Origin of the sequence: Bacillus sp. CFBP9009 (assembly GCF_036541465.1) — a bacterium.
Lineage (GTDB): Bacteria > Bacillota > Bacilli > Bacillales > DSM-1321 > Peribacillus.
The window spans coordinates 90,421-103,949 of the sequence record NZ_JAZHFU010000004.1 but is presented as its reverse complement, the minus strand read 5'-3'; the positions used below and the strand labels follow the sequence as shown (position 1 = coordinate 103,949).

Genomic DNA, 13,529 nt, shown 5'->3' with positions numbered 1-13,529 from the left:
CTAAAAATTTTCTGCGATGAGCGAATCTACTACTTTAATATAGTCAATTCTCGGTTGAAAGCCAAGAGTAATCTTTCGTGAACTGCTTTCAACCTCTTGAAGAGTTATAGATTTGCGCCCGCCTTCTTTCATTCTCTTCCAATAAAAACTCAGTTGTTCAGAACTCATTACATATATATCATCCATTGCTGAAAACCGAATGATCACAAATGCAATTCCGTCATGCTGAACGATTTGTTTCATATGTTCAATTTGATGGTCATGAAAATTCTTCAGAGGGAACGAACTGCTGTTTTTCGTTTCTTTTGCCTCAAAATCAATGTACTTTCCTTTATAAACACCATTGTAATCGGTGGTCGATGCTTGTTTGAAATAAGCTTCTTTAATGACTGCAGCACTTCTTTTCGGATAGTGGACATCAACAATTTGAATGGGTGTCGGTTTTTTATGGATGACGGCAATGCCGTGTGCTAAATAATACTGATTGGTTTCGTTCAAATCGTCTTCCAATGTTTTTCCCCGGTTGCTGTAACTGATTTTTTTAAGTGGGCTTTTCTTTTCTTTCATAGCCTGCGGTACAAATCTTCGTCCGTTGGGATAATGAAATGCCACTTTTACCCCTCCTTTTTTTCACTTATCTATATTAGCAAAAAAAGAATACAAAATGTGAATAAAAAGAATTGTTTATTAGAACGATAGGATTTATGTACAACTATATGTCACAATTCATCGCTATAGAAAGGCGGACACATAGATGCGAATATTAAAGACGGAAAAGCAATTGCTACATTCCATAAAAGCTCAAACCGCTAAAGAAAATAGGGATAATATATCAAGGACAAAGGCATATGAACGATTTTTCAAAATGCATCCCGAAATACAATGGTCTTTTTTAGCGGGGATGGTTTCTAGAAATGCAGGCTGGAATATGTGTGATCTTGAAGGGATTTGGTTTTCCCATTTGCTTGGACAGAAATACAGGCATCTCTTATTCCTGACGTATGAAGAAGCCAACTGGAGAATATTCCAAGATGCTTATCCGCAATTGCTTCTCTATCATTATTCGACGAAGTATGGACGTCCTTTGTTTCACTTATGTCATTATTTTTTTATTACCAAATTTATGACGAACGAATGGTATTCCTTTTGGAAACATGGAAATCGGGAAAAATTAGTCACTGCGCTTATCATAAATGAACAAAACATCATAGAAGAACCGGTTATTAAAAAACAATCTTTCGTATTTCATTCTCTATTATTTTTCTTGCAGGACTGGATGCATTTTAGCACCGTTTTATTTCCTACTTGCAATGGAGAACTGTATGGCTCGTCCGTTTCGCATTTTAGAAATATCGATAAAAGGATTGAATTGGGGAAAAGGTTGGCCGGCCTTTTATTTTCTGAAGAATTGTTTCCGCTATTCTATGAATTTTCCTGCAGGACAGAACCAACGGGGGCCAGATATGATTATGAACAATATCGAAAAAATCCTAGGTACCATGAAACCCCGATGCTGAGGGGAGTATATCCATTGATACATCATCAAGCAGGGATGACAGAGCAATGGGATATGATAAAAAAGGTTAAAAAAAAATGGTTCATTGAACCCAAATGGGAAGAAGCCCCGCATTTGACCGATTGGTATGACCATAAACAAAAGCAGCTGCATACGGCAGCAATAATCAAAAATTGGATATTATAAAAGCAAACAGGGAAGGCGTCGTGTAAGCCTTCCCTGTTTTATCGGTCAGTATTTATGTCTTACGTAGAGGGGCGGTTTTCTCCGCTAAGCTTCGGGTTTCCCGTTCCTGCCTTTTTAGTGGGCGGCTTTTGTCGTTTTTCGTTTTTTTGCTGTCTGCTTTCATTCGACTGCATAAAATCACCTCCTGTCTGTATTCTTGTTTAAAACTTCATTCTTCATTCTGCCATTGTTGTCGAAGGGCATAATAAATTAAGCGAATTGCACTTTCTTTGCCGATTCCCTTCTAGTTTTGTCAGTCATGAAGGGCTTTCTGATAAAAAAAAGAATAGTACAGGTAAAGAATGGGAGGGATCAGCATGGTCAATAAAAGTGTCGCAACAGAAGAGATATTAAGGATGATAGCTGAGATCAGTACCAGCCTGGATCGTTTGGAAATTTCATATGGGGAAACTGTAAATACAGTGCGGTGCAAATTATGGGCGGAGCAATATACATTAGTTAACGAAGCCCAGGAAGCCATTGAGAAAGCCGAGGATTATTGGGTAAATGCTGAAGGTGTAAACCATTCCTTTTCCATTGTCCCGAAAAAAACAATAATAAAGCACAATGTTCTCACTGAATTGCACGTATAAGCCAGAGGAATATCATTTTATAATGAACTGGATTATAATAAGGGAAACAATTGTGCGGAGGAATATATTGTGCAAAAAGAAAAACTGCAGCTATTAACAGAACAATTAATAAAATTTACGGACCAAGCGGATGATATCTATGAGAGTGTACGGAAGGAAGGAAAGGAAAAGGATTTTTTTTCGGAAGTCAAGCCGTTTGCAGACCAGGTAAGGACCGCATGCATCGAATGGGAAACCGGAATGAAGGAGTGGATGAAAGAAACCGAATTTAGGCATCTTTTCCCCGAGCAAATCGAACAAACCGCCCATAACCTTTCTGATGTGGCCGTACAGGCATTTTTTCCTAAAACAAGTTATAAGCGATTTAAAAGCCATATTCAATCGGTGGAATTCATCCTTAATAATGTAAGAACGGAAATCAATCGGATTTTATCATAAAAATACCTACACTTTATTACCCCTTTTTTCATATATTATCAGAACCATGTAATGAAAAAAGAGGAGGGCTCATTGACATGATGAGATCCGGTTTTAACCAAATCTCCCCAAATCAAGGACAGTTTCCTCAATCAATGACGGACTATTGGGGAGGGTACCAGCAGCCAATGCCGTATCCTCCGCCCAATAATCATAATCATGAACAACCATTTATGTATCCATATCATCTCCAGGATACAGGGGGCTATATGACACCATATCATGATCCTTATCAGCAAGCGGCCTATCATCCATTCCAATCAGTCCAGCAGCAGGCGATGCCTGTGGGAGCTTATCCGGGCAGCAGTGTAATGCAGCCAATGGCACAAATGCAGCCAATCCAGTCCAATCAGCAGCCGCAAGCTTTTAGCCCGTTCGCCAATCCGTTACAGCCAGCTAAAAGACCTCCGCAAGGTCAGCAGCAGGCTCATAATCCATATCCTAAGCAGCAGTTCATGCAAAAACCCCAGCCATCGGGTTTCAAATCGGTCATGAATCAATTCAAAACACAAGATGGCTCGATGGATATAACGAAGATGATGAATACAGCTGGACAAATGATGAATACAGTTTCTCAAGTATCTTCAATGGTCAAAGGAGTAGGGGGCTTCTTCAAAGCTTAGATGGTGAATAAAGGAAAAGCAGACTTACAAGTGACCCAGCCACTTTTTTAAGTCTGCTTTTATTCATGTCTAATGGATTTCAATCCGATTCCCCCTGATTTTGGGTAGCTGAAGCGTGAGGATGCCATCGCGATGTCGAGCGGTGACTTTTGCTTCATCAATGGGTTTTGGAAAGGAAATGGTTCTTGAAAGAGTACCTGCTGAAACTTCTTTTTGAAACATTCCTTGATTTTTATGTCTTCTATCTACTTGCTTTGCAGTTATGGTTACGGCATGGGCCAGTACATCAATTGATATTTGGCTGCGTGCAATTCCAGGCAAAGTGGCGGTAAGGGTATATTCTGAATGCGTTTCGTGAACATCAACCGGAAAGCTGCGTTCTTTCGCCGAACCGAAGAAATCGTCAAGAGATTGCAGCATGCCTTTAGGAGGCCTTTCGGAAAACAGCCGATCCATTTTGTTAATGAAATGGGTAAAGGGTTCTATTCTCCGATTATTTTTTTTTTCAGAAGAGGTCATCACGGTGCTCCTTTCTAAAAAATTCCTTTGCCTATAGGCTATGTGAGGAATTAAGAAATGTGAATGCACTGTTGGGTTTCAGATAAAGGACTATAGGGAATAACGTTACTGAATGATTAGAAAAGGAAATGAGGGATTTATATGACAGATAATGGCAAGCTTTCCTACATAGATACCGGGAAAGGAAATGAAACATTGTTGTTTATTCATGGATTTTGCGGAAGCCATGAATATTGGAGTGACATCATTGCTGAATTAAAGGATGAATACCGGGTTATTGCCGTTGATTTACGGGGACATGGTGCAAGTGAGGAAATAGGGGAATCTTTCTCGATTGAAGATATGGCTGCTGATATTGCGTCATTACTGGACGAACTGGAAATCAGAAAGGTATATATGTTTGGTCATTCGCTTGGGGGATATATCACCTTGGCGTTCGCAGAAAGGTTTCCTGGGAAATTGTCTGGTTTTTCATTGGTACATTCTACAGCTTTGCCGGACGATGAAACTGGAAAGGCTGGGCGCTTAAAATCTGTCGAGAAAATCAAAAGTGAGGGGATTCCCGCTTTCATTGACGGACTTATACCAAAGCTTTTCTCTAATCCCGAAGATTCCAATATTGAACAAACTAAGGAAATAGGATATAAAACAAGTGAAAGCGGCGCGATAGGGTCTTTACATGCCATGAGGAACAGAATAGACAGAAATCATGTACTCAAAGATACAAAGTTACCTGTCTTATTGGTTGCAGGTGAAGAGGATAAGCTAATTCCCGTTGAAAAAACCTTTTCTGTAAAAGGGAGCCATATCCATGAAGTTATACTTAAGGGAAGCGGCCATATGGGAATGCTGGAAGCTCCAAGCAGATTACTCGAAGAAATCATTCGCTTTGTCGAAAAGAATTAAATGATAAAAGACCGAGCTGGAGACGGGATGTTGCCGTTTCCAGCTTTTTTTTGAATAGGAAATAGTTTCCCTTTTGCATAGAACGTTCATTCGGTAGAATAGGAGTATGAGGTGGTTATATGAAACTGCGAAAAAATTTACAAGAAGTTATTAAGGATTTAAAAACTAATGAGGATTTTAAAGCTAACATCGTACATTGGCAAGTAATTGAAGCGAAAGAGGCAAAACATGTCCCTTTTCCCGCTGCAATGAATGATAAGATTAAGCATGCTCTTGAAATACGGGGGATAAATGGGTTGTACACCCATCAGGCAACTGCATTTGATACTGCTGTCAGTGGCAATAGCCTTGTGGCGGTCACACCAACAGCTTCTGGTAAAACATTATGCTATAATTTGCCGGTCCTTCAAAAAATAATGGAAAATGAAAAAACCAGGGCGCTTTATATATTTCCGACAAAAGCGCTGAGCTATGATCAAAAAAGCGAATTGAATGAAATGATTGATGAAATGGATGCTAAGATAAATAGTTATACATACGACGGGGACACACCTTCAAACATCAGGCAAAAAATCCGCCAGGCCGGGCATATCGTGATCACCAATCCTGATATGCTCCATTCCGGAATCCTGCCCCATCACACGAAATGGGTCTCTTTGTTTGAAAACTTGAAGTATGTGGTCATTGATGAACTTCATATTTACCGCGGCGTTTTCGGAAGTCATACAGCCAACGTCATAAGAAGGTTAAAAAGGATCTGCAAGTTTTATGGAAGCGACCCTGTATTCATCTGTACTTCCGCTACGATCAATAACCCAAAAGAGTTAGCAGAAGAGCTTACGGAAAAACAAATGGTCCTGATCGATAATAACGGAGCCCCAAGTGGGAAAAAGCATTTTGTATTTTATAATCCCCCAATAGTCAATAAACCGCTCAACATACGAAGGAGTGCGGTGTTGGAAGTCAGGAAGCTGGCAAATGAATTTTTGAAAAATAAAATACAAACCATCGTTTTTGCGCGAAGCAGGGTTCGAGTGGAAATTCTATTGACGTATTTACAGGAACTTGTGTCAAAGCAATTGGGGCCAAAATCGATCAGGGGCTATCGCGGCGGATATCTGCCAACACAGCGTAGGGAAATTGAACAAGGCCTCAGGGATGGTTCCATTTATGGGGTGATTTCCACAAATGCACTTGAGTTGGGTGTCGATATCGGCCAGCTTCAGGTTTGCATAATGACCGGTTACCCTGGATCCATATCGAGTGCCTGGCAACAGGCTGGGCGAGCCGGAAGAAGGCATGGTGAAGCATTGATCATCATGGTCGGCAGTTCCAGTGCCCTTGATCAATATATCGTACAGCATCCCGATTATTTCTTTACCAGAAATCCAGAAACTGCAAGAATCAATCCGGATAATCTTTTGATCTTGGTTGATCATGTAAAATGTGCAGCATATGAGCTGCCATTTAAAAAAGGCGATACTTTTGGGAAAACCGAGATTATGGACGTTCTTGAATTCCTTACGGAAGAAAGGGTCTTACACCTAAATGGGGACAAATGGCATTGGATGAATGATGCTTTTCCCGCAAGCAATATCAGCCTGCGCTCAGCGGCACAGGAAAATGTCGTGATCATCGACCAAACGAATGCACCGGTTAATCGGGTCATAGGGGAAATGGATACGTTCAGTGCAATGACCCTTCTTCACGATGAAGCCATTTATTTGCACCAGGGAATTCAATTTCAGGTGGAAGAACTTGATTGGGATGAAAAGAAGGCTTATGTACGTGAAGTCAATGTGGACTATTATACGGATGCTAACCTTGCTGTCCAATTGTCTGTATTGGAAGTCGATAAACAGCGAACTTTCGCTTCCACAGCAGCTGCTTTTGGTGATGTCGCAATCCGGGCGATGCCCACGATCTTCAAAAAAATCAAATTCGAAACTCATGAAAATATTGGTTCAGGTCCAATCAGTCTCCCCGAGATGGAACTGCATACGAGTTCGGCCATGCTTTCCATGGATCCTGATATATTTAAGTGGGACGAAAATCGAATAGAACAAGGAATGATAGGTGCGTCGCATGCGCTTAATTACATGATTCCGCTATATGTTATGTGCGATCCGCATGATATTCATGTTTATCCGCAGGTTAAGGCAGCGCATAATGAAAAACCGACCATTTTTATCTATGATAGTTATCCGGGAGGCATAGGGTTAAGTGATAAAGTATATGAAAACTCTGAAGTCATTCTGCTGGAAACAATATCAATGATCGAAAATTGCACTTGTGAAAGCGGCTGCCCTTCCTGTATCGGGACGGAATCCGCAACGAAAACAGCCAAGAGTGATGCCAAACAATTATTAGGTCAATTTTGTAAGCAAAAACATTAATAGATTGCATTGATAGGTGAAAAGAGGTGTAATTTCATGTCTTTAAAAAATAAATTGAACCGTATGAAAACGCATATGAACCTAGGGAAACAACCTTCTCCTGTAGAAGAAAATGACCAGGCAGTGAATGAAGAAATTCCTTACTTTGAAAAGTGGCTGGAGAACGATACCGTTTCCTTTCATTTCGACGGTGACTATTGTTTCATTAGGGAAGTCCGCTACCCTATAAATCACAAACACGGGTTATATGAATTTTCCGAGCTGAAAAAGGTCGTAAAAGAATGGAATCAAACTTCATTGGAGCATCCGCTATCCGCCAGGGGCGTTAAAAGTGAAGATCTGTTTTTCTTCGATACGGAAACGACAGGGCTTGGAGGCGGAGCGGGCAATACCATTTTTTTACTTGGCTATGCTTATTTAGAAGGAGAAGAAGTAGTCGTGAAGCAACATATCCTTCCGCAGCCCGGAAGTGAAATACCGCTTTATCAAAGCTTTCTGGAAAACATCAATTACGAAACGCTTGTCACATATAATGGTAAATCCTTTGATTGGCCCCAGCTAAAAACAAGACATACCTTGATAAAAGAACATGTACCAAAACTACCGGAATTCGGACATTTCGATTTGTATCATGCTTCAAGACGCCTTTGGAGAAACAAATTGGAACGAGTGAAATTATCAGCAGTCGAAACAGATATTCTAGGTGTACATAGGGAAGATGATATTCCAGGATATTTGGCGCCGATGATTTATTTTGATTTTGTTGAGAGAAAGAATCCGGAAATTCTATTTGGGATCATGAAGCATAATGAATTGGATATCTTATCACTTATCACATTGTATATTCATTTGTCCCGAAAAATCCTCCAAATCGATGGATATACGGAAGAGTCCATGGAAATTGCTCGATGGCTCGCTTATTTGGGGAAAAAAGAAGAGTCAGTTGAGACATATCAAAAAATATTGGAAGCGGGTAATGAGGAAGATCGGATAATAGCTGGCCATGCCTTAGCCTTCCAGAAAAAGAAGCAAAAACAATTCAATGAAGCGTTGGAAATTTGGAAGGAAGTCGCCTTAAAAGGGAATGTGCAAATAAGGATACAGGCGCAGATTGAATGTGCAAAATTATACGAACATCAATTTAAGGACGTCGGTCTTGCTCTAAAATGTTCAATGATCGCACTTCAAGAGATGGTGAGGGAAGGGACCTTGAAAAAACAGTTGGAATTGGAAAAGAGGATCCGGCGGCTCGAAAAGAAAGAGGGATCAAAGGATATTTCTGTATAAGATAAGGGGCCGAGAATCTTCTATTAGTGCAAAAGGCCGAAAATAAAAAATATGTATACAATTATTGTAGCCTTCAACTATTGTGTGTAAAATGGAAAGAGTTGAGGGTGAAATTCCGAAGCGTTCATTTCATGCCTTTACATCATATAAAATTAAGGTGAAAGCGGAGCGAAGAAATGTATAAAACGACTTTATTTCTATTTTTTGTAGTCCTTTGTTTAACGATTGTTTTATTTACTTCATTAAAAGACAGTCTCTATTCCTTTTTGTAGAAAATTACCCTCAGTACATTTGAAGAGATAGCATTAATATAATAGTGTACTTATCGACAGCCCATACATCGTTTTATACTTAATCTGTATAATTAGGTCATTTCATCAGTACACGTATCCCCTATTTTTCATAGTCTGTAATGGTAAGACTAAACTTATCATGACGAAAGGGGACGTATTATAAATGTATTTTCGTAATTGTGGAGGAAATAAACCCCATGTAATGGGCGCATCCAACAATGTAATGGGCGCATCCAACAATGTAATGGGCGCATCCAACAATGTAATGGGCGCATCCAACAATGTAATGGGTGCATCCAACAATGTAATGGGAGTATCCAACAATGTAATGGGAGCATACGACAATGTAATGGGAGCATACGGGAACGCACCTGGAGTAATGGGCGCATCAACCGGTAAACACCCCAATAACGTAATGGGAGCGTCAACCGGTAAAAACTCTAACGTAATGGGAGCCTATAGTCCAACGGCTGTGTCTCCAGCGCAATATGGTCCAACGGCTGTGTCTCCAGCGCAATATGGTCCAACACAAACATCTCCATCTCAAGTTGCCCCAGCGCAAGTCTCTCCAACACAGCAATATGTCAATACGAATGTATCGAACACAGTGATTCCTGTCGTTCATCCATCACATACTACAAATGTGAATAAACATGTGAACACGTTTAAGCATTATTTCCCGCATACTCAATCCGTGGTGAACGAGTGCTATAATCAACACTTGATTTGTGGAAGGCCACCGCATAAACCATGCTGTCCGCCTAGGCATTTCGGATACTAAAAAATAAGGGCTATTAAGCCCTTGTTTTCTTACATAATCATGTTAAAAGGAGATTAGTCTAGCGATGAAGGTTTTGTATATGACGGGCTACAAAGCTTTTGAATTCGGGATATTCAAAAATGACCATGAAGCCGTAAAATATATAAAGAAAGCGATGAAGGAGCGTCTCCTGCCAGTGGTGGAAGACGGGCTGGAATGGGTGATCATCTCAGGTCAGTTGGGTACGGAACTATGGGGTGCCGAAGTGGTGTTCGAATTACAGGAAGAATATAATCAGCTTAAATTAGGGGTGCTTACCCCTTTCCTGAAACAGGAAGAGTCATGGAACGAGACGAATCAAGATTATTACCGATCCATATTGGCCCGTGCCGATTTTGTTGAGTCCATTTTCAACAAACCATATGAAGGGCCACAACAGCTGAAAATCAAAAATAGGTATATGGTCCATAAAAGCGATGCCATGCTCATCATTTTCGAAGCTGAAAAAGAAGGATCAGCCCGATATCCTTATTTCGAGGCGATGAAAAAGGCGGAAACACAGCCATACCCCATCTTTCAGATAAACTTTGATGATCTGCAACTGGCTGCGGAAGAAGCCAGTTGGTCCGAAGAATGATGGAGTGAAAATAATTATGGATTAAAAGTTGTTTCTAAAGCATAATCATATTATGATGAAATTTAGATACAGATTTAATGGGAATACATACCGTTCTCTGAAACAGTAAGCTTACAAAATGGTGTTTCGTTGACAAACCCAAGCAGATTTGAAAAAATAATAAAAAGTCGATTGTATTGGCGAAAGTATTGAGGTGAAGTCTTATGCTATCCGATAAGATAAAATTAACGGCTAAAGATATTCTTGAAAAAGATTTTAAAACAGCCATGCGCGGTTATAAACCTGAAGATGTGGATCAATTCCTGGATCTGATCATTAAAGATTATGAAGTGTTCCATCAGGAAATTGAAGATCTAAAACAAGAAAATCTTAAATTGAAAAAACAAGCCGAAGAGAGTACAAAACGTCCAAATCAACCTGCTCCAAGTGCCACTCCGGGAACCACTAACTTTGACATCCTTAAACGGTTATCCAACTTGGAAAAGCACGTTTTTGGTAACAAGCTTTTTGACTGAGATTTTGCATTGTAAAAGTGAAAATGATTTTGGTATTGTGTTTTCGTGAATAATGGAGTATAATCAATTATGTTATGTTAACGTTTGGGTAATTGCTGCTGCATTTATGCAGTAGAGGAAAGTCCATGCTCGCACGGACTGCGATGTCCGTAGTGTTCGTGCCTGGCGAAAAAATAAGCTTGGGCAGCAATCTTGGATTGCTGACGGCTGGGAAAATGCCTAAGTCCTTTTGGATATGGCATGAATACCTATAAAAGTGCCACAGTGACGGAGCCTTTACAGAAATGTAAAGGGTGGAACGAGGTAAACCCCACGAGCGAGAAACCCAAATTAATGGTAGGGGCGCTTTCTTCCTTGGAATTGAACGAGGAGAAGGACAGAAGCACTTGCTTCTGTAGATAGATGATTACCGCCGAAGTACGAGACGCGAGTCGCTTGCAGTACTGAGGAACAAAACATGGCTTACAGAACGTTATCATATAACACCAAAAGCACAACTCTCCTTTTAAAAGGGGAGTTTTTGTTTATGGAGAATGCCCTATTATAAAAAGATTGGGCATTTCCATTTATTTTTCGTTTTCTGAAACGCGGCTGTGTTAAACTTAAAACTTGGCAAGTTTTTCATTGCGTTCGAATGATTAGGAAAATGGCTTAAATGAAGTCTGTCGGTAACGTTTTTAAAAATAGTGTTGGAATGTTAAGCATTTCTTTGATTCTGGGTATCCTATTTATAAAGGTTCCTTAACTCTTCTGTTAGCCCTAAAATGAAGGTATCAAGACAGAACTTCAAACTTCAGGATAATGGATGGGAAGCATACATAATTGGTTGGATGATTTAATTGCAGCGTGTATCCTAAGGTACATGGATAATTGAGTAAAGCTTTACTTCACGTGATTAATACGCTACATGATGATGATATAAGCTAGGCAAACAATGGCTAACTGAAATATAAAAACGCGGTGGACCATAAGGTTTACATGTAAAAAATCAATGCCTGATTCTAAATACATAAATGAAAGAAATTCGGGAAAAGGTGCCATTGATTTGGATTAATGGAAAGAAGGTGCAGGATTAATGAAACAATTCGATATAATTGCAACATCAGCAATGGGATTGGAATCAATTGTTGCCAAGGAGGTGCGGGATCTTGGTTACGATTGCCAAGTCGAAAATGGTAAAATCACCTATAAAGGGGATCAATCCGCCATTGCCCGCTCTAATTTATGGCTGCGCAGTGCCGATAGGGTGAAAATTAAAGTCGCGGAATTCAAAGCATATTCATTTGATGAGTTGTTTGAAAAAACAAAGGCCTTGAATTGGGAGGATTTCTTATCAGCCGATGTCGAGTTCCCCGTGAGTGGAAAATCCGTTAAGTCAAAGCTATACAGTGTCCCTGATTGTCAGGCTATTGTAAAAAAGGCGATTGTTGATAGATTGAAAAGTAAATATAAGCAAGTATCTTGGTTTGCAGAGACAGGCCCTTTGTTTAAAATTGAAGTGTCTATTTTAAAAGATGTAGTGACACTTACCATAGACACTTCAGGTGCGGGTTTGCATAAACGGGGTTATCGGACAGGGCAGGGAGAGGCGCCCCTAAAAGAAACATTGGCGGCTGCGTTAATCATGCTGACCAATTGGAAACCGGATAAACCTTTCATAGATCCATTTTGTGGATCTGGAACGATTCCCATCGAGGCGGCCTTAATTGGGCAGAATATAGCACCTGGATTTAACAGGGAATTCGTTTCTGAAACCTGGTCATGGATGGACAGCAAGGTTTGGGATGAAGCGCGGATTGAGGCTGAAGATTTAGCCGACTATGATCAATATTTGGACATAACCGGTTGTGATATTGACCATCGAATGGTCGATATAGCTAAAGCGAATAGTTTTGAAGCCGGTCTTGGTGATCTGATTGAATTCAAACAAATGCAGGTAAGGGATATCTCGACCAAGAAAGAGTATGGTGTCATTGTCGGGAACCCGCCTTATGGAGAACGTCTTGGTGAGAAAAAAGCGGTAGAGCAGATGTATAGGGAAATGGGCCAAGCCTTCAAGAAGCTTGATACATGGTCGGTATACATGATTACCTCCAATCCTGACTTCGAACAGCATTACGGTAAGCCTGCAACGAAAAAAAGGAAATTGTTCAATGGTTTCATCCGTGCTGACCTATATCAATATTGGGGGAAAAGGCCGCCAAGGCAGCCTCAAGGTGAATGAGTAGGTAGAATATAATGGAGGATTTTGCTAGTCAGGACGATTTATTCATAATAGGTTCCAGTCTTGCTTATCATTTCCTTTTCTGTTATTCTAATAGTGAATTATTTTTGTTCAGATTTAAGGAATACCTTAATATTCTTTTGAGCAAGGATAGTAATATAATGTGTGGAGAACACACTAGGAGGCAACAAAAATGGAACAAGGTAAAGTAAAATGGTTTAACGCAGAAAAAGGTTTTGGATTCATCGAACGTGAAGGTGGAGACGATGTATTCGTACATTTCTCAGCTATCCAAGGCGAAGGTTTCAAAACACTTGAAGAAGGCCAAGACGTTACATTTGATGTAGAACAAGGTCAACGTGGACCACAAGCATCAAACGTAAACAAAGCTTAATTCAACCCTATATTATTTACAGACAGGCTCTCTTGGAGCCTGTCTTTTATTTTACGAATCGGGCAACCAGACAGCATACATACATATTACCTTTCATTCTGATAATAGGTAAATATCTTGACTACTAATGTGAAATAAAGGATAATATACTTTTGCCTAAGATA

14 protein-coding genes and 1 other RNA gene are annotated in these 13,529 nt (G+C 40.0%); 13 read left to right on the top strand and 2 right to left on the bottom strand.

Translation table 11 applies throughout. From position 1 onward, the window contains the following. Entirely contained in the window at positions 1–612 is a 612-nt protein-coding gene (gene recU, locus V3595_RS13565) for a Holliday junction resolvase RecU (protein WP_402897339.1), read from the bottom strand. A 142-nt stretch (positions 613–754) separates the two neighbouring features. Between recU and V3595_RS13560 the strand changes: the two genes are divergently transcribed. From V3595_RS13560 to V3595_RS13545, 4 genes are all read left to right on the top strand, one after another. Continuing rightward, positions 755–1,702 carry a DUF2515 family protein gene (locus tag V3595_RS13560; RefSeq protein WP_485907709.1) on the top strand — a complete coding sequence of 316 codons (948 nt, stop codon included), beginning with the start codon at positions 755–757 and terminating at the stop codon, positions 1,700–1,702. A 356-nt stretch (positions 1,703–2,058) separates the two neighbouring features. Further along, complete coding sequence (locus tag V3595_RS13555; protein WP_101222373.1) at positions 2,059–2,334, top strand: hypothetical protein; 276 nt, start codon at positions 2,059–2,061, stop codon at positions 2,332–2,334. 69 nt (positions 2,335–2,403) lie between these two features. Beyond that, complete coding sequence (locus tag V3595_RS13550; RefSeq protein WP_485907708.1) at positions 2,404–2,772, top strand: YppE family protein; 369 nt, start codon at positions 2,404–2,406, stop codon at positions 2,770–2,772. Between the two features lie 77 nt (positions 2,773–2,849). Further along, positions 2,850–3,434, top strand: a complete 585-nt coding sequence (locus V3595_RS13545) for a YppG family protein (RefSeq protein ID WP_485907707.1) — start codon at positions 2,850–2,852, stop codon at positions 3,432–3,434. Between the two features lie 69 nt (positions 3,435–3,503). Here the strand turns inward: V3595_RS13545 and V3595_RS13540 are convergent, their stop codons facing one another. After that, positions 3,504–3,953, bottom strand: a complete 450-nt coding sequence (locus V3595_RS13540) for an Hsp20/alpha crystallin family protein (RefSeq protein WP_485907706.1) — start codon at positions 3,951–3,953, stop codon at positions 3,504–3,506. Between the two features lie 141 nt (positions 3,954–4,094). Between V3595_RS13540 and V3595_RS13535 the strand changes: the two genes are divergently transcribed. The 9 genes from V3595_RS13535 to V3595_RS13495 all read left to right on the top strand — a co-directional run bounded on the left by V3595_RS13535 (position 4,095) and on the right by V3595_RS13495 (position 13,365). Further along, positions 4,095–4,859 (top strand): alpha/beta fold hydrolase, encoded by a 765-nt coding sequence (locus tag V3595_RS13535; RefSeq protein ID WP_485907705.1) that lies wholly within the window; start codon positions 4,095–4,097, stop codon positions 4,857–4,859. Between the two features lie 119 nt (positions 4,860–4,978). After that, positions 4,979–7,255: a DEAD/DEAH box helicase gene (locus tag V3595_RS13530; protein WP_485907704.1), complete on the top strand. Its 2,277-nt coding sequence runs from the start codon at positions 4,979–4,981 to the stop codon at positions 7,253–7,255. Positions 7,256–7,291: 36 nt separating this feature from the next. Continuing rightward, positions 7,292–8,542: a ribonuclease H-like domain-containing protein gene (locus V3595_RS13525; RefSeq protein ID WP_485907702.1), complete on the top strand. Its 1,251-nt coding sequence runs from the start codon at positions 7,292–7,294 to the stop codon at positions 8,540–8,542. 456 nt (positions 8,543–8,998) lie between these two features. Beyond that, positions 8,999–9,616 carry a CotD family spore coat protein gene (locus V3595_RS13520; protein ID WP_485907700.1) on the top strand — a complete coding sequence of 206 codons (618 nt, stop codon included), beginning with the start codon at positions 8,999–9,001 and terminating at the stop codon, positions 9,614–9,616. Positions 9,617–9,680: 64 nt separating this feature from the next. Next, positions 9,681–10,232, top strand: a complete 552-nt coding sequence (locus V3595_RS13515) for an SLOG family protein (protein WP_485907699.1) — start codon at positions 9,681–9,683, stop codon at positions 10,230–10,232. 203 nt (positions 10,233–10,435) lie between these two features. Then, positions 10,436–10,747: a cell division regulator GpsB gene (gpsB, locus tag V3595_RS13510; protein WP_061463822.1), complete on the top strand. Its 312-nt coding sequence runs from the start codon at positions 10,436–10,438 to the stop codon at positions 10,745–10,747. Positions 10,748–10,827: 80 nt separating this feature from the next. Next, positions 10,828–11,217, top strand: an RNA gene (gene rnpB / locus V3595_RS13505) — RNase P RNA component class B. Positions 11,218–11,822: 605 nt separating this feature from the next. After that, entirely contained in the window at positions 11,823–12,971 is a 1,149-nt protein-coding gene (locus V3595_RS13500) for a THUMP domain-containing class I SAM-dependent RNA methyltransferase (RefSeq protein ID WP_101222366.1), read from the top strand. Positions 12,972–13,164: 193 nt separating this feature from the next. After that, positions 13,165–13,365, top strand: a complete 201-nt coding sequence (locus V3595_RS13495; protein ID WP_034307871.1) for a cold-shock protein — start codon at positions 13,165–13,167, stop codon at positions 13,363–13,365. Positions 13,366–13,529: the final 164 nt, after the last annotated feature.

Excerpts from the sequence above, each read along its gene's own strand:
- V3595_RS13560 (WP_485907709.1), top strand. The coding sequence starts at position 755 with ATGCGAATATTAAAGACGGAAAAGCAATTGCTACATTCCATAAAAGCT.
- V3595_RS13555 (WP_101222373.1), top strand. The coding sequence starts at position 2,059 with ATGGTCAATAAAAGTGTCGCAACAGAAGAGATATTAAGGATGATAGCT.
- V3595_RS13545 (WP_485907707.1), top strand. The coding sequence starts at position 2,850 with ATGATGAGATCCGGTTTTAACCAAATCTCCCCAAATCAAGGACAGTTT.
- V3595_RS13540 (WP_485907706.1), bottom strand. The coding sequence starts at position 3,953 with ATGACCTCTTCTGAAAAAAAAAATAATCGGAGAATAGAACCCTTTACC.
- V3595_RS13535 (WP_485907705.1), top strand. The coding sequence starts at position 4,095 with ATGACAGATAATGGCAAGCTTTCCTACATAGATACCGGGAAAGGAAAT.
- V3595_RS13530 (WP_485907704.1), top strand. The coding sequence starts at position 4,979 with ATGAAACTGCGAAAAAATTTACAAGAAGTTATTAAGGATTTAAAAACT.
- V3595_RS13525 (WP_485907702.1), top strand. The coding sequence starts at position 7,292 with ATGTCTTTAAAAAATAAATTGAACCGTATGAAAACGCATATGAACCTA.
- V3595_RS13520 (WP_485907700.1), top strand. The coding sequence starts at position 8,999 with ATGTATTTTCGTAATTGTGGAGGAAATAAACCCCATGTAATGGGCGCA.
- V3595_RS13515 (WP_485907699.1), top strand. The coding sequence starts at position 9,681 with ATGAAGGTTTTGTATATGACGGGCTACAAAGCTTTTGAATTCGGGATA.
- gpsB (WP_061463822.1), top strand. The coding sequence starts at position 10,436 with ATGCTATCCGATAAGATAAAATTAACGGCTAAAGATATTCTTGAAAAA.
- V3595_RS13500 (WP_101222366.1), top strand. The coding sequence starts at position 11,823 with ATGAAACAATTCGATATAATTGCAACATCAGCAATGGGATTGGAATCA.
- V3595_RS13495 (WP_034307871.1), top strand. The coding sequence starts at position 13,165 with ATGGAACAAGGTAAAGTAAAATGGTTTAACGCAGAAAAAGGTTTTGGA.